The 23,900-nt window shown below is 72.0% G+C and carries 23 protein-coding genes and 1 pseudogene; 13 read left to right on the top strand and 11 right to left on the bottom strand.

Annotated features, from left to right (window positions below; genetic code table 11):
• Positions 1-77 precede the first annotated feature (77 nt).
• The 3 genes from Q2K16_RS15575 (at position 78) to ychF (ending at position 2,492) form a co-directional block, all read left to right on the top strand.
• Positions 78-539, top strand: a complete 462-nt coding sequence (locus Q2K16_RS15575; RefSeq protein WP_489671890.1) for a hypothetical protein — start codon at positions 78-80, stop codon at positions 537-539.
• Positions 540-613: 74 nt separating this feature from the next.
• On the top strand, positions 614-1,348 hold the full coding sequence (locus Q2K16_RS15570) for a Type 1 glutamine amidotransferase-like domain-containing protein (RefSeq protein WP_302746279.1): 735 nt from the start codon (positions 614-616) through the stop codon (positions 1,346-1,348).
• 58 nt (positions 1,349-1,406) lie between these two features.
• Positions 1,407-2,492, top strand: a complete 1,086-nt coding sequence (gene ychF, locus Q2K16_RS15565; protein ID WP_302746278.1) for a redox-regulated ATPase YchF — start codon at positions 1,407-1,409, stop codon at positions 2,490-2,492.
• 104 nt (positions 2,493-2,596) lie between these two features.
• On the opposite strand, the gene Q2K16_RS15560 is transcribed toward ychF, so the two are convergent.
• The gene (locus tag Q2K16_RS15560) at positions 2,597-3,178 is read right to left on the bottom strand and encodes a Uma2 family endonuclease (RefSeq protein WP_302746277.1); all 582 of its coding nucleotides are present in this window, start codon (positions 3,176-3,178) and stop codon (positions 2,597-2,599) included.
• Positions 3,179-3,370: 192 nt separating this feature from the next.
• On the opposite strand from Q2K16_RS15560, the gene Q2K16_RS15555 reads away from it, so the two are divergent.
• Positions 3,371-3,640, top strand: a complete 270-nt coding sequence (locus tag Q2K16_RS15555) for a hypothetical protein (protein WP_302746276.1) — start codon at positions 3,371-3,373, stop codon at positions 3,638-3,640.
• Here the strand turns inward: Q2K16_RS15555 and Q2K16_RS15550 are convergent.
• Entirely contained in the window at positions 3,628-3,990 is a 363-nt protein-coding gene (locus Q2K16_RS15550) for a PH domain-containing protein (protein ID WP_302746275.1), read from the bottom strand. The two genes, Q2K16_RS15555 and Q2K16_RS15550, sit on opposite strands and share 13 nt — an antisense overlap.
• 111 nt (positions 3,991-4,101) lie before the next feature.
• On the opposite strand from Q2K16_RS15550, the gene Q2K16_RS15545 reads away from it, so the two are divergent.
• On the top strand, positions 4,102-5,343 hold the full coding sequence (locus Q2K16_RS15545) for a DUF4190 domain-containing protein (protein WP_302746274.1): 1,242 nt from the start codon (positions 4,102-4,104) through the stop codon (positions 5,341-5,343).
• Between the two features lie 171 nt (positions 5,344-5,514).
• On the opposite strand, the gene Q2K16_RS15540 is transcribed toward Q2K16_RS15545, so the two are convergent.
• The gene (locus Q2K16_RS15540) at positions 5,515-5,823 is read right to left on the bottom strand and encodes a 4a-hydroxytetrahydrobiopterin dehydratase (RefSeq protein ID WP_088647517.1); all 309 of its coding nucleotides are present in this window, start codon (positions 5,821-5,823) and stop codon (positions 5,515-5,517) included.
• 182 nt (positions 5,824-6,005) lie between these two features.
• Between Q2K16_RS15540 and Q2K16_RS15535 the strand changes: the two genes are divergently transcribed.
• Complete coding sequence (locus Q2K16_RS15535) at positions 6,006-6,446, top strand: (deoxy)nucleoside triphosphate pyrophosphohydrolase (RefSeq protein WP_302746273.1); 441 nt, start codon at positions 6,006-6,008, stop codon at positions 6,444-6,446.
• Between the two features lie 172 nt (positions 6,447-6,618).
• Here the strand turns inward: Q2K16_RS15535 and Q2K16_RS15530 are convergent, their stop codons facing one another.
• From Q2K16_RS15530 to Q2K16_RS15510, 5 genes are all read right to left on the bottom strand, one after another.
• On the bottom strand, positions 6,619-7,686 hold the full coding sequence (locus tag Q2K16_RS15530; RefSeq protein ID WP_302746272.1) for a succinate dehydrogenase/fumarate reductase iron-sulfur subunit: 1,068 nt from the start codon (positions 7,684-7,686) through the stop codon (positions 6,619-6,621).
• Entirely contained in the window at positions 7,686-9,617 is a 1,932-nt protein-coding gene (locus Q2K16_RS15525) for a fumarate reductase/succinate dehydrogenase flavoprotein subunit (RefSeq protein ID WP_302746271.1), read from the bottom strand. Before Q2K16_RS15525 ends, Q2K16_RS15530 begins: the two co-directional genes overlap by 1 nt.
• Positions 9,618-9,630: 13 nt before the next feature.
• Positions 9,631-10,437 (bottom strand): hypothetical protein, encoded by an 807-nt coding sequence (locus Q2K16_RS15520; protein WP_302746270.1) that lies wholly within the window; start codon positions 10,435-10,437, stop codon positions 9,631-9,633.
• A gap of 284 nt (positions 10,438-10,721) precedes the next feature.
• Entirely contained in the window at positions 10,722-12,164 is a 1,443-nt protein-coding gene (locus Q2K16_RS15515; RefSeq protein WP_302746269.1) for a TldD/PmbA family protein, read from the bottom strand.
• Positions 12,161-13,597, bottom strand: coding sequence for a TldD/PmbA family protein (locus Q2K16_RS15510; RefSeq protein ID WP_302746268.1), 1,437 nt, complete (start codon positions 13,595-13,597; stop codon positions 12,161-12,163). The genes Q2K16_RS15515 and Q2K16_RS15510 overlap by 4 nt, the downstream gene beginning before the upstream one ends.
• A 394-nt stretch (positions 13,598-13,991) precedes the next feature.
• Between Q2K16_RS15510 and Q2K16_RS15505 the strand changes: the two genes are divergently transcribed.
• The 7 genes from Q2K16_RS15505 (at position 13,992) to Q2K16_RS15475 (ending at position 20,663) form a co-directional block, all read left to right on the top strand.
• Positions 13,992-15,005, top strand: a complete 1,014-nt coding sequence (locus tag Q2K16_RS15505; protein WP_302746500.1) for an ABC transporter ATP-binding protein — start codon at positions 13,992-13,994, stop codon at positions 15,003-15,005.
• Positions 15,002-16,120 carry an ABC transporter ATP-binding protein gene (locus tag Q2K16_RS15500; RefSeq protein ID WP_489671889.1) on the top strand — a complete coding sequence of 373 codons (1,119 nt, stop codon included), beginning with the start codon at positions 15,002-15,004 and terminating at the stop codon, positions 16,118-16,120. Before Q2K16_RS15505 ends, Q2K16_RS15500 begins: the two co-directional genes overlap by 4 nt.
• Positions 16,117-17,127 (top strand): ABC transporter permease, encoded by a 1,011-nt coding sequence (locus tag Q2K16_RS15495; protein WP_302746266.1) that lies wholly within the window; start codon positions 16,117-16,119, stop codon positions 17,125-17,127. Before Q2K16_RS15500 ends, Q2K16_RS15495 begins: the two co-directional genes overlap by 4 nt.
• A gap of 11 nt (positions 17,128-17,138) precedes the next feature.
• Positions 17,139-18,125 carry an ABC transporter permease gene (locus Q2K16_RS15490; protein ID WP_302746265.1) on the top strand — a complete coding sequence of 329 codons (987 nt, stop codon included), beginning with the start codon at positions 17,139-17,141 and terminating at the stop codon, positions 18,123-18,125.
• 119 nt (positions 18,126-18,244) lie between these two features.
• On the top strand, positions 18,245-19,987 hold the full coding sequence (locus Q2K16_RS15485) for an ABC transporter substrate-binding protein (RefSeq protein ID WP_302746264.1): 1,743 nt from the start codon (positions 18,245-18,247) through the stop codon (positions 19,985-19,987).
• A 137-nt stretch (positions 19,988-20,124) separates the two neighbouring features.
• Positions 20,125-20,394: a type II toxin-antitoxin system prevent-host-death family antitoxin gene (locus Q2K16_RS15480; protein ID WP_302746263.1), complete on the top strand. Its 270-nt coding sequence runs from the start codon at positions 20,125-20,127 to the stop codon at positions 20,392-20,394.
• Complete coding sequence (locus Q2K16_RS15475; RefSeq protein WP_302746262.1) at positions 20,391-20,663, top strand: type II toxin-antitoxin system RelE family toxin; 273 nt, start codon at positions 20,391-20,393, stop codon at positions 20,661-20,663. Before Q2K16_RS15480 ends, Q2K16_RS15475 begins: the two co-directional genes overlap by 4 nt.
• A gap of 8 nt (positions 20,664-20,671) precedes the next feature.
• Here the strand turns inward: Q2K16_RS15475 and Q2K16_RS15470 are convergent.
• The 3 genes and pseudogenes from Q2K16_RS15470 to Q2K16_RS15460 form a co-directional block, all read right to left on the bottom strand.
• Positions 20,672-20,782 (bottom strand): annotated as a pseudogene (locus Q2K16_RS15470) (DNA-binding protein); the annotation flags it as partial.
• 267 nt (positions 20,783-21,049) lie between these two features.
• Positions 21,050-21,490, bottom strand: a complete 441-nt coding sequence (locus tag Q2K16_RS15465; protein ID WP_302746261.1) for a DUF5980 family protein — start codon at positions 21,488-21,490, stop codon at positions 21,050-21,052.
• Between the two features lie 199 nt (positions 21,491-21,689).
• Positions 21,690-23,834, bottom strand: coding sequence for a S9 family peptidase (locus tag Q2K16_RS15460; protein ID WP_302746260.1), 2,145 nt, complete (start codon positions 23,832-23,834; stop codon positions 21,690-21,692).
• Positions 23,835-23,900 lie beyond the last annotated feature (66 nt).

The raw sequence follows: 23,900 nt of genomic DNA, 5'->3' as shown, positions 1-23,900 counted from the left end.
CCGGGGGCGGTTTCGGTTCGGAAAGTGTCGGTAGTGGTCGGTAGCGTCCCGGCACCAACTCCAGAAAGGGTGCGGCGATGGCGAGCGTGACCGGGCGGGGCGACCCTCGGTCAGGGCGGGGGCAGCTGGACGACGCCGCCGCGCAGGGCCTCTACGACCGGATGCGGGTGGTCGCGCCGGCCGCCTTCGGCGCGATCGAGCGGGACCGGGCCGACGATCCGGCACGGCCGTTCGCCGACACCGCCTGCGGCCGGCTCGCCGGCTCCCTCGACGCGGCCGGCCTGCGCGCCCTCGGCATGTGGGCGCACCACTGGTGCATGCGGTTCTACGACGACGACACCCGGGCCGGCCGGCGGCTGGTCCGGGAGATCGCCGGCCGGCGGGGACTGGGCTGGACGGTCGACGAGGTGCGCTGGATGCTCGGCGAGTCCGAACGGGCCGGCCCGAGCGCCGGGGACCGGCTCACCCTGCCGCTCGCGGCGGCCGGCGAGTTGCCCGGGGTGACCGACGGCGGGGCGGGCTGGCGACTCGCCGGGTGACCCCGACCGGCGGGCCGAGGGGTGGCGGTGGCGCAGGATGGCAGCGGAGCCAGCCAGCCGTGGAGAGGACCAGCATGCCCGCCACCGAACCGACGATCGTCGCCACCAGCATGGGTTTCACCAGTCGTGACCGGGGCCCCTGGGACGCCGACCCGGGGCCGGTCTTCGACCTGATGGCCGAGCTGGCGCAGGCCGACGAGCCGCGGATCTGCTACCTCAACCAGGCCGTCGGCGACCAGCCCACCTCGCTGACGGTCTTCCACGGCGCGTTCGCCGGCACCCGCTACCGCCCCTCGCACCTGGCGCTGTTCCCGATGCCCAACGTCGAGGACGTCCGGGCGCACCTGCTCGGCCAGGACATCATCTGGGTCGGTGGCGGCAGCGTGGCGAACCTCTGCGCGGTGTGGCGGGTGCACGGGCTGCCGGAGATCCTGCGGGAGTGCTGGGAGGCCGGGGTGGTGCTCGGCGGGGTCTCCGCCGGCTCGATCTGCTGGCACGCCGGCGGCACCACCGACAGCTTCGGCAGGCGGCTACGCGCCTACACCGACGGCCTGGGCTGGCTGCCGTACGGCAACGGGGTGCACTACGACAGCGAGGCGCAGCGCCGGCCGCTGCTGCACCGGCTGGTCGCCGACGGCACGCTGCCGGTCAGCCACTGCACCGACGACGGGGTGGGGCTGGTCTACCGGAGCACCCGGCTGGTCGAGGCGATCGCCGACCGGGCCGGGGTGGCCGCGTACGAGGTGGTGCCGGACGGTGCCGGTGGGGTAACGGAGACCCGGATCGAGCCCCGGTCGCTCACCGCCTGAGCCGTCCCGGCGGTGCCGACGGGGCTGCCTGCCGGGCGACGGCGTAAGCTGGCCCGTCGTGAGTCTCACCATCGGCATCGTCGGCCTGCCCAACGTCGGCAAGAGCACCCTGTTCAACGCGTTGACCAAAAACGACGTGCTCGCGGCGAACTACCCGTTCGCCACGATCGAGCCGAACGTCGGGGTGGTGGGGCTGCCGGACGCGCGGCTCGACAAGCTCGCCGAGATCTTCTCGTCGCAGAAGGTGCTGCCCGCGCCGGTGTCGTTCGTCGACATCGCCGGCCTGGTCCGGGGGGCGTCGAAGGGGCAGGGCCGGGGCAACGCGTTCCTGGCCAACATCCGCGACGCCTCGGCCATCTGCCAGGTGGTGCGGGCCTTCTCCGACCCGAACGTCGTGCACGTCGACGGCAGGGTCTCGCCCGCCGACGACATCGAGACGATCAACACGGAGCTGATCCTGGCCGACCTGCAGACCCTGGAGAAGGCGCTGCCCCGGCTGGAGAAGGAGGCCAAGCTCCGCAAGGACCGGGCCGCCGCCGTGACCGCCGCGAAGCAGGCCGTCGAGGTGCTCGACGGCGGCACCACCCTGTACGCCGGGGCCGCCGCCGCCAAGATCGAGCTTGAGCACCTGCGGGAGCTGCACCTGCTCACCACGAAGCCGTTCCTCTACGTGTTCAACGTCGACGAGGCCGAGCTGGGTAACGCCGCCTTCCTCGACGAGCTGCGCGCCCTGGTGGCCCCCGCCGAGGCCGTCTTCATGGACGCCAAGATCGAATCCGAGCTGGTGGACCTGCCCGAGGAGGAGGCCCGCGAGCTGCTGGAGTCGATCGGGCAGTCCGAGCCGGGGCTGGACCAGCTCGTCCGGGTCGGGTTCCGCACGCTCGGGCTCCAGACGTACCTCACGGCGGGGCCGAAGGAGGCGCGGGCCTGGACTGTGCCGGTCGGCGCGACCGCCCCGGAGGCCGCCGGGGTGATCCACAGCGACTTCCAGCGCGGCTTCATCAAGGCCGAGGTGGTCTCCTACGACGACCTGGTCGCGGCCGGATCGATGGCGGCGGCGAAGGCCGCCGGCAAGGTCCGGATCGAGGGCAAGGAGTACGTCATGCAGGACGGCGACGTGGTCGAGTTCCGCTTCAACGTCTGAGCCTCCCGGTACGGTCGGATCATGGTCACGAGGTTGACAACCGCGCTGCCGGACGGCCAGAACTGGAAGACGTCGTCGAGTCCTACCTCGGGGGATTCGGCCGTCTAGCTCTTGCGGCCGGGTACCAGCCCGTCCAGATCGATCCCGATCGCGAACGGCGTCGTGGTGCGCAGTTCGTGCCGGTAGATTCCGGCCGGCGCGTACGACCGGGTGGGCTCGTCGAGTTCGTAGCTGTGCACCACAGGTGACCCGTCGTCGTCCTCGACGCGCCAGTAGTTCGCGATGCCGGCTTCCGCGTACTTGCGCAGCTTGACGGTGCGGTCCCGGTGCGCCGACTCCGGCGAGACCACCTCCACGACCAGGAGGGTCTCTTCGGGCGTGTAGAAGGTACGGGACGGATCGTATGGTGCCGTCGTGGCCAGGAGATCGGGCTCGGGCCGGTTCCACCTGTCGAGTCGGATCGTGATTTCCCGGTCGACCTCGATGCCTGCCGGTGCCTGACCGCTCAGGGAGTTCACCAGAGCGGTGACCACCCTGGCGTGCCAGACCCGCTGGGGGGACATCATGAAGACGAGTGCTGAATCGATCAGCTCGGTGTGCCGTGGCGCTTCGGAAAGGTGGTCGAGGTCGTCGGCGTACCACCCCTCGGGGCGGGGCGGCCGCATCCACTCGGGCACCGCGGTCATGCCGTCACCGTAGCACTCGGTAACGACGGTCTGGCCTGCTGCGCGTGGTCGTCCGGCTGTCGCGCACCAACGAGGACCCGCCAGCGGACGAGCGGGACGGGGAGCGGACGCGACAGCAGCCGGCAGACCGGGTGAGCTGCGCACCACCGCCACGGGCAGCGGGCCGGGACGGTACCGGCCTACCGTGGCGGCGTGGCGTTGCGTCTGGAACCGATGACCGACGAGCAGTACCTCCGCTACCGGGAACACTCCGAGGAGGACCACGCGTGCAACATCGCCGCCTCCGGGGCGATGTTGCCGCCGGAGGCGCGGGAGAAGGCCCGGCAGGACTTCCAGGGCCTGCTGCCCGACGGGTTGGCCACCGAGGGACACCGGCTGTGGACGGGTGGTCCGCCCGCCGTCGGTGAGGTGGCCGCCGGGAGGCGGGGCGTCGGCGGGCGGGCCGGTGGTCAGGAGATGTAGTGCAGGATCACGTTGTGCACGTGGTGGCTCTTCTGCGCGCCCCGGAACTCCACCTCGTAGGTGTGGGTGCCGACGTGCACGGCGATCGAGCCGGTGGAGAAGAACTCCCCGCCCCAGGACTTGTTGCTCACCACGCTCACGCTGGTGATCTTCGAGTACGGGATGCTGGTGATCGCGAACTTCTTGCCAACGAACGAGCGGTCCTGGATGATCACCCGCCGGTCGGTCAGGCCGATGAACCCGGTGCCGGTGCCGATGGCGTCGTAGACGGCGATGATCTGTTCGCCGTCGAGCAGTCCGCTGCGGATCTGCTGGAACTGCTCCTTGCGGTCGTACGTCACATTTGCCATGGGTTCCACGGTAGGAAGTGGGCGCCAGCGTCGGCCGTTGCCCGCCCGTCAGCCAGGTCGACTAGTCTCCCCATGCCTGGCCGGACGCGGGCGACGGGGGAAGGAAGCGGTGTGACCAGCGAACGTTCCGAGACGCAGCCTGCCGACGAGTCGCGGCCGGAGCCGCCGACGACCGCAGCGGGTGCCGCCGACGCGGCCCCGGTCGACGCGGCAACCCCTGCCCCCGGCGGTGCCGACGCGACCCCTGCCCCGGCCGGTGGCGGTGACGAGGCCCCGGCCCAGGGCGCTGGCGTGCTCTCAGGCGGCACCGGGGACGCGCAGGCGGGCCGGACGTCGCGTGCCGTGCCCGACTGGGAGCCGTGGCCGCAGCGTCCTGCCGTACGGGGCCGGCTGAACCGGCTGGCCGTGGTCACCCTGGTGCTGGGTCTGCTCGGCGGGGTGCTGGCACCGGTCACCGCCGGGTTCGCGCTGCGCCGGATCAGGCGGGACGGCGAGCGGGGCCGCGGCCTGGTGATCGCCGGCCTGGTGCTGCTCGGCGGCTGGGTGCTGGCCGGTCTGGTGGCGCTGGGCGTCACGATGTCCGGGTCCGACCCCGACCCGGGCCTGCGCGGGCTGCGGGTGGGGGACTGCTTCCGGGTGCCCGCCGGTGCCACCGCCAGCCGGACCGCCCCGGAGGAGGTCACCCGGGTGGCCTGCGACACCCCGCACCATGCCGAGTACGTCGACGACTTCCCCGCCTACGAGCGCTCCGCCGACGAGCGGTACCCCGGCGCGGCGGTGCTCTCCCAGCGGGCCGAGACGCTCTGCCGGCAGCGGCAGCACAGCTACGTGGTGGACCCGCTGGGCCTGCCGGCCGAGGTGCGGCTGAGCTGGTACCTGCCGACCCGGGTCGACTGGTCGACCGATCCTACCATCACCTGCTACCTGACCTCCCCCGCGGGGCTGTCCCGGTCGTTGCGGATGGACGCCACGGTGCTCAACCCGGCGCAGCTCGGCTACCTGCTGGCCAGCCGGGACTGGACCGAGGCGCGGGCCGCCCTGGTGGCCAGCGCGCCGACCAGCACCCCGGCCGGGCTGCGGGACGCGGTGCGGCGGGCCGAGACCGTCCACACCGACATGTGGTTCCGGCTGCGCCGGGAAACGTGGCCGGAGGCGGTCCGCCCGGCGATGGAGCGGCTGCTCACCGAGATGGAGCAGGACGAGCCGGCCTGGCGCGACGCCGACGGCGAACCCGACCGGGGCCGGCTGCTCCAGGTGGTGGCCCAGGCCGGGCAGCACCCTGACCCGGCCACCGAGCTGGCGGTACGCCAGGCGTTGGGGTTGCCGACGGCGCAGGGCGAGCCGATGCGGTGAGCCGACCGAGGGTGGTGTTCCGACCACTCGGTGCGGACGGGTCGGACGTTCCGCCGAGCGGATCGGACGCCGGACGGCCCTAGGCTGGCGACGAGGGCACTGCTGGCGGCGACGACGGGGGTCGACGATGACGGGAACGGCCTGTCACGCGCGACCGCTGCGGCCGGCCGGTCAGTCCGCCATCACCGCCCGGTATGCGTCCTCGATCCGGGCGGCGAGCAGCACCTCACCCTCGGTGAGCGGTTCCCCGTCGCCGTGCCCGACCCGGATGCGGGTCTCGGTGTCCCGCCGGCTGATGTCCGGTCGCAGCCGCAGCGCGTCCGCGACGACCTTGACCCGTTCGGTCAGCGCCGCGTGCTGGGTGTCGTCCATGACCAGGGTGCGGCGGATCTGCTCACCGTCGCGGGTCCACCCGTGCAGGAGCGTGAGGGCGTCACTGAGATAGTCGTGCTTGCTTCGACTGGTGAACAGCGCGCGCATCACCGCACCTCCCAGGCGCCGTTGCCGGCTTGTGGCCAAATCGTCGCCGTCCCGTGTCCTCGTGGTGCTATCAGTCTGTCGGCCTGATGGCGGTGTGTCCACGCCCACACTTCCGTCTCTTATTGGCCTACCGGTCGGCCACGGTACCCAAACCGACTATTGATCTGGCACGCTGGACGCCCGTGCAGACCGAACGGCGTAGCGGTAACGGACCGAGCGACAGGCGTGAGCCGAGGGTGGTCGTGGGAGCGGCGATCATCTCCGCCGGGCGGGTGCTCGCCTGTGCGCGGATCGCGCCCCCCGAGGTCGCCGGCATGTTCGAGTTCCCCGGCGGCAAGGTCGAGCCGGGCGAGAGCGAGACGGCGGCGCTGGTCCGCGAGTGCGCCGAGGAGTTGGCCGTCCGGGTGGAGGTCGGCGACCGGGTCGGCCGGGACGTCCGGATGGCCCACGGCCGGTCGGTGCTGAAGGTGTACGCGGCACGTCTGCTGCACGGCGACCAGCCCCGCGCGCTGGAACACTCCGCGATGCGCTGGCTCACCGCCGACGAACTGCACACCGTCACCTGGCTTCCCGCCGACGTGCCCATCGTCGCCGCCCTCCGCCCGCTGCTGGCCGCCGGCTGACGGCGGCGGGTGCCCGGTCGACACGACGACGGGGGTCGACGGCGTACGCCGTCGACCCCCGTCGAACCTCGTCGTGCCCGCTGCGGCGCGCGTCATGCCGCAGCGGTGCCGGCTGTGCGGTCCGGTGCCGTTCGTGCCGGTCCGGTGCCCGTCGGGCCGGTTCAGTGCCGGTTCAGTGCTTCTCGTCCTGGCTCGGGTGGGCGAAGTTGAGGTGCTCCGGCGGCAGCGGGAAGGTGACGTCGTCACCGAACGGCGACGGGGCCGCCGCGCGGTCGAAGGTCAACTCCGTCAGCGGGAGCTTGCCCCGGTCGTCGACCGCCGGCATGGTCGGGTGCGGGACCTCGCGGTGCCAGTTCACGCCCTGCTGGGCCTGGGCCTCTGCGGCCGGGTCACCGGAGCCGCCGGCGTGCGAGTGGACTCCGGCCTGACGGGCGCCGCTGTGCACCACGGACCCCTTTCCCCCGCTGTTCGCGGTGCTCTGGGGCGTTTCGCCCCGACGGAAGATCTTGCTACCGAGCCATACCAGGGGATCGTACCTGCGGTCGACGACCCGTTCCTTCATGGGGATGATCCCGTTGTCGGTGATCTTGATGTGCTCGGGGCAGACCTCGGTGCAGCACTTGGTGATGTTGCAGAAGCCGAGCCCCTGCTCCTGCTGCGCGTACTGCTTGCGGTCGGTCTTCGCGTCCAGCGGGTGCATGTCCAGCTCGGCGGCCCTGATGAAGAACCGGGGGCCCGAGAACGCCTGCTTGTTCTCCTCGTGGTCGCGGATCACGTGGCACACGTTCTGGCACAGGAAGCACTCGATGCACTTGCGGAACTCCTGCGAGCGTTCCACGTCGACCTGCTGCATCCGGTACTCGCCCGGGGCCAGGTCGGCCGGCGGAGCGAAGGCCGGCGTCTCCCGGGCCTTCTCGTAGTTGAACGAGACGTCCGTGACCAGGTCCCGGATCACCGGGAAGGTGCGCAACGGGGTGACCGTGACGGTCTCGGACTCCTCGAACGTCGACATCCGGGTCATGCAGCTCAGCCGGGGCTTGCCGTTGATCTCCATCGAGCAGGAGCCGCACTTGCCGGCCTTGCAGTTCCACCGGCAGGCCAGATCGGGCGCGTCGGTGGCCTGGAGCCGGTGGATGACGTCGAGGACGACCTCGCCCTCGTTCACCTCGACCGAGTAGTCCTGGAGGTCACCGCCGGTCTCGTCGCCCCGCCAGATGCGGAACTCCCTCTTGCTTCCCATCAGTTGCTCGCCTCCTCGGTGAGGGCGTCGAAGTCGGCCAGCTCCTCGTCGGTCAGGTACTTGGCCAGCTCGGTACGGTCGAAGAGGCCGATCAGCTCGGCCCGCATCTTCGGCAGCGGCTTGCGCTCCAGCCGGACGGTGTCACCGTCGAGCGCACAGACCAGGTTGACCCGACGCCAGCGGGGGTCCATGGTCGGGAAGTCCTCCCGGGTGTGCCCGCCGCGCGACTCCTGCCGCTCCAGCGCCGCCTTCGCGGTGCACTCCGAGACGACGAGCATGTTGCGCAGGTCGAGCGCCAGGTGCCAGCCCGGGTTGTAGCGCCGGCCGCCGACCGCGCTCACCTTCGCCACCCGCTCGCGCAGCTCGGCCAGCCTGCTGAGCGCCTCCTCAAGCTCGCCGTGACGGCGGATGATTCCTACCAGATCTCCCATGACCGCCTGGAGATCCTGCTGGAGGGTGTACGGGCTCTCCCCGGTGTCCCGCTGCAACGGCGCCAGCGCCGTCTCCACGGCGGTCTCCACCGCGCTCACCGGCACCTTCGGCCGCGAGGTCAGCTGATCGGTGTACGACGCCGCGTGCCCGCCCGCCCGCTTACCGAAGACCAGCAGGTCGGACAGGGAGTTGCCGCCCAACCGGTTGGAGCCGTGCATGCCACCGGAGACCTCACCGGCGGCGAACAGCCCCTGCACGGTGCCGTACGCGGCCCCCGAGTCCGGGTCCACCTCGACGCCGCCCATCACGTAGTGGCAGGTCGGCCCGACCTCCATCGGCTCGGCCGTGATGTCGACATCGGCCAGTTCCTTGAACTGGTGGTACATCGACGGCAGCCGGCGACGGATCTCGTCGGCCGAACGCCGGGAGGCGATGTCCAGGTAGACACCGCCGGCCGGCGTACCCCGACCGGCCTTGACCTCGCTGTTGATCGCGCGGGCGACCTCGTCGCGGGGCAGCAGCTCCGGCGGACGCCTGTTGTTGTCCGGGTCGGTGTACCAGCGGTCCGCCTCCTCCTCGGTCTCCGCGTACTGCTTGCGGAAGACGTCGGGGACGTAGTCGAACATGAACCGCTTGCCGTCGGAGTTCTTCAGCACGCCGCCGTCGCCCCGGACCGACTCGGTGACCAGGATGCCCTTCACCGAGGGCGGCCAGACCATGCCGGTCGGGTGGAACTGGAGGAACTCCATGTTGATCAGCGTGGCCCCGGCGCGCAGTGCCAGCGCGTGCCCGTCCCCGGTGTACTCCCACGAGTTCGAGGTGACCTTGTAGGACCGGCCGACCCCGCCGGTGGCCAGCACCACCGCCGGCGCCTCGAACAGGATGAACTCGCCGGACTCCCGGTAGTAGCCGAACGCCCCGGCAATTCTGTGGCCGTCCGGCCCGGCACCGTCGAGCAGCAGTTCGGTGATGGTGGTCTCGGAGAACACCCGGATCCGGGCCTCGTAGTCGCCGAGGTCGCGCTTGTCCTCCTGCTGGAGGGAGACGATCTTCTGCTGGAGGGTGCGGATCAGCTCCAGGCCGGTGCGGTCACCGACGTGCGCCAGCCGGGGGTACTCGTGCCCGCCGAAGTTGCGCTGGGAGATCTTGCCGTCCTTCGTCCGGTCGAAGAGCGCCCCGTACGTCTCCAGCTCCCAGATCCGCTGCGGCGACTCCTTCGCGTGCAGCTCGGCCATCCGGAAGTTGTTGAGGAACTTGCCGCCGCGCATGGTGTCGCGGAAGTGCACCTGCCAGTTGTCCCGGCTGTTCACGTTCCCCATCGCGGCCGCCGCGCCGCCCTCGGCCATCACGGTGTGCGCCTTGCCGAAGAGCGACTTGGAGATGATCGCGGTCTTCTTGCCGGCGAGCCGGGCCTCGATCGCCGCGCGCAGGCCGGCGCCGCCGGCCCCGATCACGACGACGTCGTAGTGGTGTCGTTCGATGCGAGTGGTAGTGGTCATGTCGCCGCGCCCTCTAGTTGATGAACCGCAGGTCGGTGAACCAGCCGGCGGCGATGGCCATCACGTAGAAGTCGGTGAAGGCCAGCGTGCCGAGGGTGATCCAGGCGAGCTGCATGTGCCGGGTGTTCAGCTTGGACACGAAAGTCCAGGCCCGGTACCGCACCGGGTGCGCGGAGAAGTGCTTCAGCCGCCCGCCGATGATGTGCCGGCAGGAGTGGCAGGAGATGGTGTACGCCCACAGCATCACCACGTTGCCGAGCAGGATGATGTTGCCCAGCCCGAAGCCGAAGCCCTCCGGCGAGTGGAAGGCCAGGACCGCGTCCCAGGTGTTGATCAGCGAGATGATCGCGGCGGCGTAGAAGAAGTAGCGGTGCAGGTTCTGCCCGAGCAGCGGGAACCGGGTCTCCCCGGAGTAGGACTTGTGCCCGTCCGGCACCGCGCAGGCCGGCGGCGACAACCAGAACGACCGGTAGTACGCCTTGCGGTAGTAGTAGCAGGTCAACCGGAACAGCAGCAGGAACGGCAGGGTCAGCGCCGCGTCCGGGATGATCCACCAGCCGGGCAGGAAACTGCCGAAGTGCGAGGAGCCCTCGACGCACCGGTCGGTCACACAGGGGGAGTAGAACGGCGTCAGGTAGTGGTACTGGTCCACCCAGTACCACTTGTGCATGAACACCCGGACGGTCGCGTACGCCACCCAGGCGCTGAGCCCGACGACGGTGATCAGGGGGGCGAACCACCAGCGGTCGGTCCGCAACGTCTTCGCCGCGATGGCGGCGCGCGCCCGCGCCCCCCGCGGCTTCGTTGCCGTTGATGTCATTCGAGTCGTCTTCCTGACGGGACGGGCCCTCGCGGGCGGCGGTTCACGTTCCGTGCCGGTCAGTGGACCGGCCGGACCGTGTCCACTGCCGCGTCGTGCGCAAGCAGGCGGCCACGCCGGGACATCGGCGCAGCTAAGTGACACACGTTACGCCGATCATCACGGCCGGGCCGCGCAACGCAGTGTCCCGTGTGTCCCGCACCTTGGAAAGACCCGAGCCAAGATCAATGTATCGTCGGCGTCAGGTGGCTGCGGGGCCGGCCGCACGGGCGCTGCGGCACCGGTCAGCCCGACGCGCCGCCGGTGAAGTTCCACGAGGCCAGCCGCATTGGCGGCCCCTCCCACCAGCCGCCGTCGAGCCGGTCCGGCTGGCGGACCGGCCGCCGACCGAGGCCGAGCACCGCCCCCGGCCCCAACGCCCGGGGGTACGCCTCGGTGAACCGGAAGTTCCGCACCGCCCGCACCGGCACGCCGTCCTCGACCAGCCACACCCCGTTGCGGGTCAACCCGGTGACCACCAGGCTCTTCGGATCGAGCACCCGGGTGTACCAGAAGTCGCTGACCAGCAGCCCCTTGGTCATCGGCGCGACCAGCGCGGCGGTGTCCGCGTCCGCCACCGCCCCGGCGAGCGGGCCGCCGTCACCCTCCGGGTCCACCGGACCGTCGGCCGGCCCCCCGCCGGCCGTCGTCACGCCTGCGCCGGACATCCGGAGATTGCGGGGGATCGGGCCGAAGGTGGCGCCGCCCGGCGTCCCGTGACCTGTCGACGATGTGCCCGCACCGGCGGCGCTGCGCCGGTCGTGGGCCACCGCGCGGGTGGTGCCCGCCTCGACCAGGGTCAGCGCCGCACGCGGAGTGCCCTCCAGGTCGAACGGCATCGCCCCGCCGTACGTCGGGTCGTCGACCAGGGTCACCGTCGGATCGAACTGGACGGTGCCGGGGCGGGCGAACGACTGGCCCTCGACGTGCCGCTTGCCGTTGAAGCCGTACCAGGCGAGATTCTGTAACAGGTCGGCCACCGCGGCCGGTTCGAGGACCACCTCGTACCGGCCCGGTGGCAGCTCGACCGGATCGGCGGCGGCCCGTGCCTTCGCCGCCGCCCGAACCCCCAGGACCGCGCCGTCCACCTCGTCGAGGCGGCCGGCGCAGAGCCGGGCCACCCCGTCCGCGCCGCCCGCCCGGGCGATGCCGTCCATCGCCGCCTCGGTGGTGCGCCCCTGCGCCGCCTGGCCGGCCGAGTTGGCGAACGCCCCCGACCGGTAGGAGGTGCGGCAGTACCCGGCCGCCTCCAGCCCGCTTACCGCGTCGACGAAGGCCCGGACCCGGTCGGCGCGGGCCGCCGGCCCGGCGTAGGCGGTGGCCTCGTCGAGCAGGCCGTTGGAGCGCACCGCCGACGGTGGGGTCAGCCCCGGCCAGGCCGGGTCGGGCGGGCAGAGCCGGGCCGCGGCGAGGGTCCGCCCGACCAGGGCCCGCAGCCCGTCGCTGCCGACCAGGCTGCCGCCCCCGGCGGCCGTCCGACCGTCGACGTGCACCCGCAGCCGGACCGACACCTGCGACTCGGCGACGTTCTGGTGGATGAACGAGTTGGCGAACCGGGTCAGCGCCAGATCGTGCCGGACGACGGTGACCTCGGCCTCGGCGGCCGGACCGGCGACCTCGTGGACCAGCTCCACCACCCGGGCGGCGACGTCCAGCTCGGTCGCCCCGGTGTCCCGCAGGCCGGTCATGCCCGCACCCCCACCCGGACGCCCCGGAACCGGGCCGGCGCCGCCGGATGCCCGGTGTGCCCGATCTGGCCGGGCTGGCCCTTGCCGCAGTTCGGGGTGCCCCACGGGACGATCTCGGAGGAGAGCATGTCCATCGACCGCCAGAACAGCGGACCGATGCCGGTGTAGGTGGGGTTGCGCAGCATCCGGCCGCGTCGGCCGTTGCGCACCTCCCAGGCGATCTCGCAGCCGAACTGGAAGTTCAGCCGTCGGTCGTCGATCGACCAGGACCGGTTGACGTCCATCAGCACCCCGTCGTCGGTGGCCGCGATGATCTCGTCGAGGGTGTGCGGCCCGGGTTCCAGGCCCACGTTCGTCATCCGCACCATCGGCAGCCGGGCCCAGCCGTCGGCCCGTACGCTGCCGCCGTGGTCCAGGCCGGCGACGGCGGCCGAGTCCCGGCCGGCGAGCACCCCGACCCAGCGGCCCTCGCGTACCGCGTCGCGCCGGACCGCCGGGGAGCCCTCGTCGTCGAAGCCGAAGCTGCCCAGCGCGCCGGGGATCGTCGGGTCGATGGTGACGTTCATCAGCTCGGAGCCGTAGCGCAGCGACCCGAGCTGGGACAGGCCGAGCCAGGAGGTGCCGGCGAAGGCGGCCTCCCAGCCGAGGATGCGGTCCAGCTCGATGGCGTGCCCGACCGACTCGTGGATCTGCAACGCGAGCTGCTCGTCGCCCAGGATCAGGTCGGTCTCGCCGGCCGGGCACTCCGGGGCGGTGAGCAGCGCCCGGGACTCGTCGGCGATCCGGGCGGCGTGCGCGGTCAGGTCGAGCGACTCGACCAGTTCCCACCCGGTGGTGCCGTACTGGCCCCGGTAGCTCGGCCAGGAGCGGCGCTGGGTCTCGTGCTCGCCGATCGAGGTGGCCGAGATGCCGCCGCCGCACTCGCGGATGTGCTGGTCGATGCGGTGCCCCTCGCTGGAGACGAACCACTTGCGGGTGTCCCAGATCTGGTAGAGCCCCTCGGCCAGGTCGGCCCCCTGCCCCCGCGCCGCCCCGGTCGCCCGGACCAGCAGGTCACCCTTGTCGGACAGCGGCACGCCGAGCGGATCGACCGCGCAGTCGGAGGCCCAGCTCGCCACCACCGGCTCGGCCGGGGTCAGCGTGATCGGTGGGCCGGCCACCCGGGCGCTCGCGGCGGCCACCTCCGCGGCCCGCCGCCCGGCCGCGCGGGCCGCCGGGTCGGACAGCTCGGGTACGGCGTGGAAGCCCCACCCCGACCCGACCAGTGCGCGTACGCCCAGGCCGAGGCTCTCGTCCTGGGTCAGCTCCTCGATCGCGCCGTTGCGTGCGGACATCGACTCGTAGCGCAGGTGCATCACCCGGGCGTCGGCATACCGGGCGCCCGCGTCGAGAGCGGCCTGTACGGCTGCGGCCGCCGCGTCGAACTCGGTCATGGACCGACCCTAGGCCAGCCCACCGACATCCGTCAGGACACCAGATCCTCGGGCCGGATCGCTGTGGTCATGGTCGGTCACCGCCACCTCGTGTCGCCGGGCGTCCTCCACCTGGCACCTCGCCCATGGACGCACCCGGGTGCGACCGGACGGCGACGACACCGGGCGGCGACGACACCGGGCGGCGACTACGCTGTGGTCCGGCGACAGCTCCCGCCCCGTAGCTTATTTTCAGCCTCGGCTCTTTGTTGTAGGTTCCCTACAACCCGAGGAGGCGGTGGTGGACAGTCCGCACGTAGCGCCGTCCGGCCCGCCGGACGCCCGCCCGGACGCGCCCGGCACACCCGACGACCGCCGTCCGGCCGCGCGGGAGCCGCACGGCGACGACCCGTACCTGCGGGTGGACGACCTGCGGGTGCGGTTCGACACGGCCGACGGCGTGGTGCGCGCAGTCGACGGGGTGTCCCTCACCGTGCCGCGCGGCCGGACACTCGGCATCGTCGGCGAGTCGGGCTCCGGCAAGAGCGTCACCGCGCTTGCCGTGCTCGGCCTGCACGATCCCCGACGCAGCACCGTCACCGGCGCGATCACCGTCGGCGGGCGGCAACTCGTCGGCCTTCCCGAGGACCGGGTACGCCGGCTGCGCGGCCGGGACGTGGCGATGATCTTCCAGGACCCGCTCTCCGCGCTGCACCCGTACTACAGCGTGGGGCGGCAGATCACCGAGGCGTACCGGGTGCACCACCCCCGGGCGGGGCGCCGGGCGGCGCGGGCCCGTGCGGTGGAGATGCTCGACCGGGTGGGCATCCCGCAGCCGGCCCGCCGCTATGACCAGTACCCGCACGAGTTCTCCGGCGGCATGCGGCAGCGGGCGATGATCGCGATGGCGCTGGTCAACGACCCGGCCCTGGTCATCGCCGACGAGCCGACCACCGCGCTGGACGTGACGGTGCAGGCCCAGATCCTCGACCTGCTCGCCGACCTCCAGGCCGAGTTCCGTACCGCGATCGTGCTGATCACCCACGATCTGGGGGTGGTCGCCCAGGTCGCCGACGACGTGTTGGTCATGTACGCCGGGCGGGTGGTCGAGCAGGGGAGCGTGGCGCAGGTGCTCCGCCGGCCGCAGCACCCGTACACCTGGGGGTTGCTCTCCAGCGTGCCGTCGCTGCACGGCGACCCGGACGCGGACCTGGTGCCCATCCCCGGCAACCCGCCCTCGCTGATCGACCTGCCGGCCGGCTGCGCGTTCCACCCCCGCTGCCGGTACGCCGGCGACCGCTCCCGCAGCCAGGTGCCGCGCCTCGCCCCGGCTGGTGCGGACGGCCACCTGGTCGCCTGCCACCTCCCCGCCGACGACCGCGTCACCCTCTCCCAGCAGGCCGTCTCCCGGGCCGGGATGTCCCGATGAGCGCGGGGGACGTGCCACGGTCGCGGACGGAGGGCGGGCCGGTGAGCGCTGGTGAGCCGTTGTTGCGGGTGCGGGGGTTGACCAAGCACTTCCCGGTACGCACCGGACTGCGGTCCCGGGGGCTGGTGCGGGCCGTGGAGGGGCTGGACTTCGACGTGCGGCCCGGCGAGGCGTTGGGCCTGGTGGGGGAGTCCGGCTGCGGCAAGAGCACCACCGGCCGGATGCTGGTCCGGCTGCTGGAGCCGACCGCCGGGACGATCGAGTTCGCCGGCCGGGACATCACCCACGCCCGACGGCGTGAGCTGCGTCCGCTACGGCAGGACCTCCAGATCATCTTCCAGGACCCGTACGCCTCGCTGAACCCCCGGCACACCGTCGGGCGGATCGTGGCGATGCCGTTGCAGGTCAACGGGATCGACCCGCCCGGCGGGGTGCGGCAGCGGGTCCGGGAACTGCTGGAGCTGGTCGGGCTCAACCCGGAGCACTACAACCGCTACCCGCACGAGTTCTCCGGCGGGCAGCGGCAGCGGATCGGGATCGCCCGCGCGCTGGCCCTGCGGCCGAGGCTGATCGTTGCCGACGAGCCGGTCTCCGCGCTCGACGTCTCGATCCAGGCGCAGGTGGTGAACCTGCTGCGGGACCTGCAACGCGACCTCGGTCTGGCGTTCGTGTTCATCGCGCACGACCTGGCCGTGGTGCGGCACTTCTGCCAACGGGTCGCGGTGATGTACCTGGGCCGGATCGTGGAGATCGGCGACCGGGACGACATCTACCGGCGGCCCCGGCACCCGTACACCCGGGCGTTGCTGTCGGCGGTCCCGGACGTGACCGCGACGGGCGGGGCGGGGCGGATCAGACTGACCGGGGACGTGCCCACGCCGCTGGACCCGCCGTCGGGCTGCCGGTTCCGGACCCGGTGTGCCAGGGTGCAGGACGTCTGCGTCCGCGAGGAACCGGTGCTGGTGGTCGACGCCGGGGGGCGGCACGCCACCGCCTGCCACTTCCCGGAGACCGGACCGCCGACCCCGGCCGCTCCCGGCGGTGCCGGAGCGGGCGCGACCACTGCGGGTGGCGCGGGCCGGGTGGACGGGAACGCCGAGGAGGTGGCGACATGAGTGTGTCCCCGGTCGATCCGGCGACGCTGGCCGAGGCCGAGGCCGAGGCCGGAACGGGTGGCGACCGCCCCGGGCCCGGGTTCGTCGGGCGTTCGCCCGGCCAACTCGCCTGGGCCCGGCTGCGGCGGGACCGGACCGGCCTGGTCAGCGGCGGGATGCTGGTCTTCTTCGTGCTGGTGGCGCTCGCCGTGCCGGCGATCGAGTGGGCGTACGGGACCGGCCCCCGGGAGCAGTTCCAGTCCCGGCTGGACGGGTTCGGAATGCCGCTCGGCTATGCCGGCGGGGTGACCGGGGACCACTGGTTCGGGCTGGAGCCGGGGCTGGGCCGGGACATCTTCATCCGGATGGTGCACGGGCTGCGTACCTCGCTGTTCATCGCCTTCGCGGCGGCGGTGACCACGGCGGCGATCGGTGTCGTGCTGGGCACCCTCGCCGGCTACCTGGGCGGCTGGCTGGACGCGGTGGTCAACTGGGTCACCGACCTGACCCTGGCGATGCCGTTCCTGATCATCGCGCTGGCGTTGACGCCGACCGTCGCGCTGCGCTTCTACGGCCAGCGCGAGGAGGTGCCGGCCGCGTTCCAGATCGGGGTGCTGATCGCCATCTTCGCGCTGTTCGGCTGGACGAGCACCGCCCGGCTGGTACGCGGGCAGGTGATCGCGCTGCGCGAGCGGGAGTTCGTGGAGGCGGCACGGGCCAGCGGTGCGGGGCTGGGACACATGCTGTTCCGGCAACTGCTGCCGAACCTCTGGGCGCCGATCCTGGTGTCCTTCTCGCTGGCGGTGCCGGCGTACATCACCAGCGAGGCGGCGCTGTCGTTCATCGGTGTCGGGCTGACCGACGCCACCCCGAGCTTCGGCCGGATGATCTACCGCAGCCTGGACTACCTCCAGACCGACCCGGCGTACGTCTTCTTCCCCGGCATCACGATCTTCGCGCTCGTGTTCGCCTTCAACCTCTTCGGCGACGCGCTGCGGGACGCGCTCGACCCGAAGTCGTCCCGGTAGGAGGCCCGGCGATGGCGCGGTTCCTGGTCAAGCGGCTCTTCTCGGCGGCGTTGACGCTCTTCGCGGTCAGCGTGCTCAGCTTCCTGATGTTCTTCGCCCTGCCCCGGGACCCGGTCACCGGGATGTGCCCGAAGAACTGCAACCCGGAACGGCTGGAGCGGGTCCGTCAGGAGTTGGGCCTGCGCGATCCGCTGATCAGCCAGTACGCCGGCTACATGAAGGGCATCGTGACCGGCCGGGACCTCGGCAGCGCCCAGGGCGGCAGGTGCGACGCACCCTGCCTGGGCTGGTCGTACGTGTCCAACGAGGCGGTCTCGGACACCATCGCCCGGGTGCTGCCGGTGACGTTGAGCATCGTCGTACCGGCGGCGGTGCTGTGGCTGCTGCTCGGGGTGGGCCTGGGCATGGTCTCGGCGCTGCGCCGGGGCACCTGGCTGGACCGGGCGGCGATCGGCTTCTCGCTGGCCGGGGCGTCGTTGCAGCTCTACTTCGTGGGGGCGGTGCTGCTGCTGGTGTTCGTCTACACGCTGCGCTGGCTGCCGGTGCCGAGCTACACGCCGTTGTCCGACGACCCGCTCCGGTGGGCCGGTGGGCTGGTGCTGGCCTGGCTGGCGCTGGCGTTCCTGTTCTCCGCGATCTACGCCCGGCTGTCCCGGGCGCAGATGCTGGAGACGTTGTCGGAGGACTTCGTGCGGACCGCGCGGGCCAAGGGCCTGGCCAGACGCACGGTGTACGGGCGGCACGCGCTGCGCGCGGCGATCACGCCGGTGGTGACGATCGCCGGCCTGGACGTCGGCGGCGCGCTCGGCGGCACGGTGATCACCGAGACGACCTTCGGCCTCAACGGCATGGGGCGTACGGCGGTCGACGCGGTCCGCGCCGGTGACCTGCCCACCATCATGGCGACCGTGCTGATCGCGGCGGTCTTCGTGGTGCTGGCGAACGTGCTGGTGGACCTGCTGTACGCGGCGATCGACCCGCGGGTGCGGTTGCGCTGACCGGTCGGTCGGACGATGGAAGTTACCGAAATCTGCTAGACAGTCCGAAGTTTTTCTTCTTGACGATCCCCGGGCGTCGGCGGTCACCTCCGCCGGTGGACGGGTGGAGGAGGTAGGAGATGCGACCACGCGCAGCAGCCGCCGTGGGCGGGGCGATCGCCCTGGTGGTGGCGTTGGGAGCCTGCTCGGAGAACACGGGCGAGGGCACCACCGTGGACACCGACCGGCAGCAGACCGGGGTGATCGCCACCGACCCGAAGGACTCCCAGGGCCCCGCCGCCGAGATCGACGGGGCGACCCGGGGCGGCACCTTCACCATCATCCGGGAGACCCCCATCTCCCACCTGGACCCGCAGCGGACGTACTCGTTCGCCGGCCTGATGGCCAACCCGCTGTTCGCCCGCTACCTGACCACCTGGAAGGACGACGGCAGGGGCGGCCTGGTCCTGGTCGGTGACCTGGCGCAGAACCCGGGCAACAACGTGAACAGCGACTGCCGGGTCTGGGAGTTCACCATCAAGGACGGGGTGAAGTTCGAGGACGGCAGCCCGATCACCGCCAAGGAGATCGCGTACGGCATCGCCCGTTCCTTCGACCCCGACCTGACCGGCGGCCCCACCTACCTCCAGGAGTGGCTCGCCGACACCCCGCAGTACGACACGAAGTGGGACTTCGCGAAGAACAAGACGTCGCTGCCGCCGGGCCTGACCACCCCGGACGCGAAGACGCTGCGGTTCGAGTTCGCCAAGCCCCGCTGTGACCTGCCGTTCGCGGTCTCGCTGCCGACCACCGCGCCGCTGCGGCCGGACCAGGACACCGGCGTCGACCTGGACCAGCGGCCGTTCTCCTCCGGGCCGTACAAGATCGCCAAGAACCAGGCCGGGGTGCAGCTCACCCTGGACCGCAACCCGCACTGGGACGCCGCCACCGACCCGGTCCGCCACCAGTACCCGGACCAGTTCGTCTGGACCTTCGGGCCGACCGCCGACGCGGCCGTCAACCGGGTGATCGCCGACAACGGCGCCGACCAGAGCGCGCTGGCCTGGAACTACGTGCCCGCCTCGCTGGTGGCCCGGGTCGCCCAGGACCGGGGCCTCAAGTCGCGCAGCGTCCTGTCGCCGACGCCGAGCGCCAACCAGCTGGTCATCAACAACCAGCGGGTCACCGACCTCGCCGTCCGCCGGGCGCTCAACTACGCCATCGACCGCGACGGCCTGGTCAAGGCGCTCGGCGGGCAGACCGTCGCCCAGCCGATGACCACCCTGATGCCGCCGTCCACCATCGGCTACCAGGCGTACGACGCCTACCCGGCCGGCGCCAACGGCGACGTCGACAAGGCCAAGGAACTGCTCGCCGGCAAGACCCCGGAGCTGGTCCTCGGGGTGGCCGACAACACCACCGAGCAGCAGATGGGCACCCAGCTCAAGGCCAACCTGGAACGCGCCGGGTTCAGGATCACCCTGCGGAACATCCCGGACGACGCGAAACTCGACGAGATCAAGAAGAAGAACAACCCGTGGGACCTCTACATCGGCAACTGGGCCGCGGACTGGCCCAGCGGCGCGTCGATCCTGCCGGTGCTCTACGACGGCCGCACCATCAAGGCCGAGGGCAACGGCAACCAGGCGTACTTCAACGACCCGGCGGTCAACGCCGAGATCGACCGCATCCAGGCCATGCCCCCGGCCGACCAGGGTCCCGAGTGGGGCAAGCTCGACCGGCGGATCATGACGGAGTACGCCCCGGTGGTGCCGCTCTTCGTGGACGTGGCCTACACCGTGCACGGCTCGAAGGTGGGCGGGGTGTTCATCTCCAGCGTCTTCGGCTACCCCTCGTTCGTCAACGCCCACGTCAAGCAGTGACGTCACACTGAGCCGGAACCGGGCTCCCTCCCGACGCCGATCGGGAGGGAGCCCGTCGCCTCTCGTGGGCACGCTGCGTGGTGCTGGCTGCGCCCGTCAACGCTCGTACGACTCGTGCGAGTTGTACAATTCAGGCTATGAGCGAGCCCGCCGCCGAACTGCCGATCTCCGATGCCCGCGACAGTCTTGCGGACGTCGTCTCCCGTGCCCACTACGCCGGGCGGATCACCTACGTCACCCGACGTGGGCAGCGACTGGCCGCCATCGTCCCCGCCGAGCTGGCCGAAGCGATCGAACGCGCCGAGGATGCCGCCGACGTCGCCGCTGCCCGAGAGGCTCTGGCCCGCATCGACGAAGGCGACCCGCCCGTTCCGCTGACCGAACTGCGCCGCGAGTTGGGCCTGTGACCACACCGACCTACACCGTTCACGTCGAACGCGCCGCCGCCAAGCTGCTGCGCAAACTGGACCGCCCTGTGCAAGCGCGCCTGGTCGCCGCTATCGCCGCCCTGGCCACCGAGCCGCGCCCTGCTGAGGTCAAGGCACTCACCGGCTATCCCGGGCTGCTCCGAATCCGCGTCGGCAACCATCGCATCGTCTACACGATCCGCGATCAGGAGTTGATCGTCCTCGTGGTCCACCTCGGTCACCGTAGCGACGTCTACGACACGCTCTGACGCAGCGCCTACCCGGGCGGGGTGTTGTAGCGGTCGAGCGTCGCCCTGGACGCCGAGGCGTCCAGGAAGGTCAACTCCCAGGGCCCGGTGTTGACGTCCATGTCCTTGCCGAACCCGAGTGGGAGGCGGCCCGGCAGCGGATTCTGGCGCAGGCCGAGGCGGAGCGGATACCCGTGGAGGAAACGACCCGGGCGGTGCCGGATCGGCGGTGGCGCGGTGAGCGGTGACGCGTTGCCGATCGGTTGGCGGGTGGCGTACCTGCGGGTGCGGCTTGATCCACTCTGTGGGGCCGATGTTGCGGTGTCCGGGCAACGGGACACCGCAACATCGGCGACATCGAATCGATCAAGCCGGTCGTGTCGATCGATCGAGCTGGCCGCCTCGCTTCAGCAGGACGACTGGATGTCGAGGGTGACCGGGACGCTCTGCGTGACGGTGCCGTCCGTGGCCCGAAGCTGGGGGACGTGGTGGCCGAGGGGAGCGCTGTGCAGGCGGAACGCGGTGAGGATCTGCACGACGTTGCCGTCACCGGACCCGGGCGGCGTGCTCTGCGGGCTGTACACCTCGGTTCCGGCGGGCATCCCGGTGTAGCTGGCGGTGATCGTCGACGACCACGTCCCGTCGAGGACGACGAAGTAGTACAGGGTGCGCGGGTCGTCGGAGGTGGCGCAGATCCGCTGCGACAGGTCGACGAGCGTCCAGGCCGAGGTGGTGCCCGTGGCCGTGGTTGCCGGAGCTGCCGCGACCGGCGTGCCGCCGACGAGGGCGAGCAGCATCGCCGCCAGTGCGCCGGGGGTGATCCGTCGGGCGGTGCGGGAGAACGTCATCCTCGACTCCTTACCTTTCGGCTTGACGCGGTCACCGACCAGCCTGGCAGGGTGATTTCAGAGGGATCTGAGAAGAAGGTCGGGAAAGACCGTCCACCGCAGCTTGTCGACCTGCGCACGGCGACCGGGCCGGCGCAGACCCGGAGCCCGGTCGGGACGACGGCACAGGCCGACGTCCGGTCCGGTCGGCGGAGCCGGCTCAGCCCAGGTGGGTACGGAGGAAGTCGAGTTCCAGGCGGAGCAGGCGTTCGGACAGCCCCCCGGCCGCCATGTGGGTGGCCCCGGTCAGCGGCAGCACCGCGTGCGGCCGGCCGGTCGACAGCAGCGCCGCCGACAGCCGCAGCGTGTGCGCGGCCACCACGTTGTCGTCGACCATGCCGTGCACCAGCAGCAGCGGCCGGGCCGGCTCGCCGGGGTGCAGCGGCTCCGCCGCCAGCTCCACCAGCGAGTGGTGGCCGTACACGTCGATACCGTCGTCGGGCAGGCCGAGGTAGCGCTCGGTGTACGCGGTGTCGTACAGCGCCCAGTCGCTGACCGGGGCGCCGGCGATGCCGCACCGGAACAGCTCCGGATGGCGCAGCACCGCCAGCCCGGCCAGCCAGCCGCCGAACGACCAGCCCCGGATCGCCACCCGCTCCAGGTCCAGGTCGGGGTGCTTGCCGGCGAGCGCGGTCAACGCGTCCACCTGGTCGGTCAGGATCACGTCGGCCACCCGCCGGTGGATCGCCTTCTCGAACGACGGGGCGACGCCCGGCGTACCCCGGTTGTCGATGGTGACCACGGCGAACCCGGAGTCCGCCCACCACTGCCGCTCCAGCCAGGCCGACCGGGCGGCCACCACCTCCTGGTGGCCGGGACCGCCGTAGACGTCCAGCAGCACCGGCAACCGGGTGCCCTTGACGTGCTCGGACGGGTAGAGCACCGCCGTCGGTAACCGCCTGTCGGTCACCCGGACCAGCATCGGCCGGGGTGCCGACGACGGGGTGGCGGCCAGTGACCGCAGCCGGGCCACCTCGCCGTCGCCGCGCCACACCGACCAGGTCGTCCCCGCGTCGTCCAGCGAGGCCGTGCCGACGACCAGGGTGTCCCCGCCGACCACCGCCGTGTGCCAGCCGGGGGTGCTGCTCATCCGGCGGGCGTCCACCCCACCACCGATCACCGTACGGACCCGGTAGAGGTGCCGTTGGCTCGGTTCGCCCTCGCTCGCCTCCACCAGCAGGTCGGCCGGGCCGGGGCCGGAGGGCAGCCGGCCCACCACCCGCCGCACGTACAGCGAGGGCGGGGTGAGCAGGGTGCCGTCGGCGAACAGGCAACGGGCGTCGTACCCGTCGTGGGCCAGTTCGCCGCCGACCAGCACCCGGCCGTCGGGCAGGTGCGCCGGGGTGCCGGGGATCGGCTCCACCCAGCGCGGGTCGGCCAGCTCGGCGTGCACCTGCGTCTCCCCGGTACGCGGGTCCACCGCCAGCACCAGGCCGTGCTGCTGCGACCGGCGCAGCACGGTGATCAGGGGGTTGCCGTCGGCCCAGTCGACGGAGGTCAGGTACGGGTAGGTCTCCCGGTCCCAGTGCACGTCGACCCAGCCGTCGTCCAGGTCGAGCAGGTGCAGGCTCACCTCCGCGTTCGGCCCACCCGCCCGGGGGTACGCGACGGTGGTCGGCGGGGTCGCCGGGTCCGCCGGGTCGTGCAGGTGCCAGCGGGGCAGCCGGGACTCGTCGACCCGGGCGGCGAGCACCATCCGCCCGTCCGGGGCCCACCAGTAGCCCCGGAACCGGCCGAACTCCTCCGCCGCGACGTGCTCGGCGAGACCCCAGGTCACCCCGCCGTCCTCGCCGGCCAGCAGGGAGTCGGTGCCGTCCGGGGCGACCACCCGCAGCTCGCCCCGGCGTACCCCGTCGGCGGCGTCGGTCACGTACGCCACGCGCTGCCCGGTCGGGTCGGGGCGGGGGTCGATCACCGGCCCGACGGTGGTCACCTCGATCACGTCGCCGTGCACCAGGTCGGCCCGGAACAACCGGCCGGCCAGCGCGAACACCGCCACCCGGCCCGCGCTGTCCAGCGCGTACGAGCCGATGCCGGCGGCGCTGAGCCGGCGGCGTTCACGCAACGCCCGCTCGCCCGGGGCCAGCGCCGTCGGGTCGGCGTCCTCGCCGAGCAGCACGGCCGGGTCGGCGATCAGCCGTTCCTCGGCGGAGGCGGTCTCCAGCGCCCAGAGCGCGTCGGCCGGGTCCTGCGGGCCGCCCGAGCGGAGGAAGACCACCCGGGAACCGTCGTCGGCCACGGAAACGGCGCGCGGCGCCCCGTGGCTGAACCGACGGGTACGGGCGGCCAGCTCGGGAAAGTCCACAACCCGGATCGTAGAGCCGGGCCGGGCGTGATGTGGCCGACCTGCGTGGACGCGTACGCCCCGGTG

The sequence above is a fragment of the Micromonospora cynarisoli genome (assembly GCF_030518815.1).
GTDB classification, from domain to species: domain Bacteria; phylum Actinomycetota; class Actinomycetes; order Mycobacteriales; family Micromonosporaceae; genus Micromonospora; species Micromonospora wenchangensis.
Note: the sequence above shows the minus strand (reverse complement) of the source record. Positions and strands in the feature narration are given on the sequence as shown.

Excerpts from the sequence above, each read along its gene's own strand:
- Q2K16_RS15465 (WP_302746261.1), bottom strand. The coding sequence starts at position 21,490 with ATGACGTTCTCCCGCACCGCCCGACGGATCACCCCCGGCGCACTGGCG.
- Q2K16_RS15570 (WP_302746279.1), top strand. The coding sequence starts at position 614 with ATGCCCGCCACCGAACCGACGATCGTCGCCACCAGCATGGGTTTCACC.
- Q2K16_RS15520 (WP_302746270.1), bottom strand. The coding sequence starts at position 10,437 with ATGACATCAACGGCAACGAAGCCGCGGGGGGCGCGGGCGCGCGCCGCC.
- Q2K16_RS15495 (WP_302746266.1), top strand. The coding sequence starts at position 16,117 with ATGAGTGTGTCCCCGGTCGATCCGGCGACGCTGGCCGAGGCCGAGGCC.
- Q2K16_RS15530 (WP_302746272.1), bottom strand. The coding sequence starts at position 7,686 with ATGGGAAGCAAGAGGGAGTTCCGCATCTGGCGGGGCGACGAGACCGGC.
- Q2K16_RS15540 (WP_088647517.1), bottom strand. The coding sequence starts at position 5,823 with ATGCGCGCGCTGTTCACCAGTCGAAGCAAGCACGACTATCTCAGTGAC.
- Q2K16_RS15480 (WP_302746263.1), top strand. The coding sequence starts at position 20,125 with ATGAGCGAGCCCGCCGCCGAACTGCCGATCTCCGATGCCCGCGACAGT.
- Q2K16_RS15485 (WP_302746264.1), top strand. The coding sequence starts at position 18,245 with ATGCGACCACGCGCAGCAGCCGCCGTGGGCGGGGCGATCGCCCTGGTG.
- Q2K16_RS15550 (WP_302746275.1), bottom strand. The coding sequence starts at position 3,990 with ATGGCAAATGTGACGTACGACCGCAAGGAGCAGTTCCAGCAGATCCGC.
- Q2K16_RS15525 (WP_302746271.1), bottom strand. The coding sequence starts at position 9,617 with ATGACCACTACCACTCGCATCGAACGACACCACTACGACGTCGTCGTG.
- Q2K16_RS15490 (WP_302746265.1), top strand. The coding sequence starts at position 17,139 with ATGGCGCGGTTCCTGGTCAAGCGGCTCTTCTCGGCGGCGTTGACGCTC.
- Q2K16_RS15500 (WP_489671889.1), top strand. The coding sequence starts at position 15,002 with ATGAGCGCGGGGGACGTGCCACGGTCGCGGACGGAGGGCGGGCCGGTG.
- Q2K16_RS15510 (WP_302746268.1), bottom strand. The coding sequence starts at position 13,597 with ATGACCGAGTTCGACGCGGCGGCCGCAGCCGTACAGGCCGCTCTCGAC.
- Q2K16_RS15515 (WP_302746269.1), bottom strand. The coding sequence starts at position 12,164 with ATGACCGGCCTGCGGGACACCGGGGCGACCGAGCTGGACGTCGCCGCC.
- Q2K16_RS15560 (WP_302746277.1), bottom strand. The coding sequence starts at position 3,178 with ATGACCGCGGTGCCCGAGTGGATGCGGCCGCCCCGCCCCGAGGGGTGG.
- Q2K16_RS15575 (WP_489671890.1), top strand. The coding sequence starts at position 78 with ATGGCGAGCGTGACCGGGCGGGGCGACCCTCGGTCAGGGCGGGGGCAG.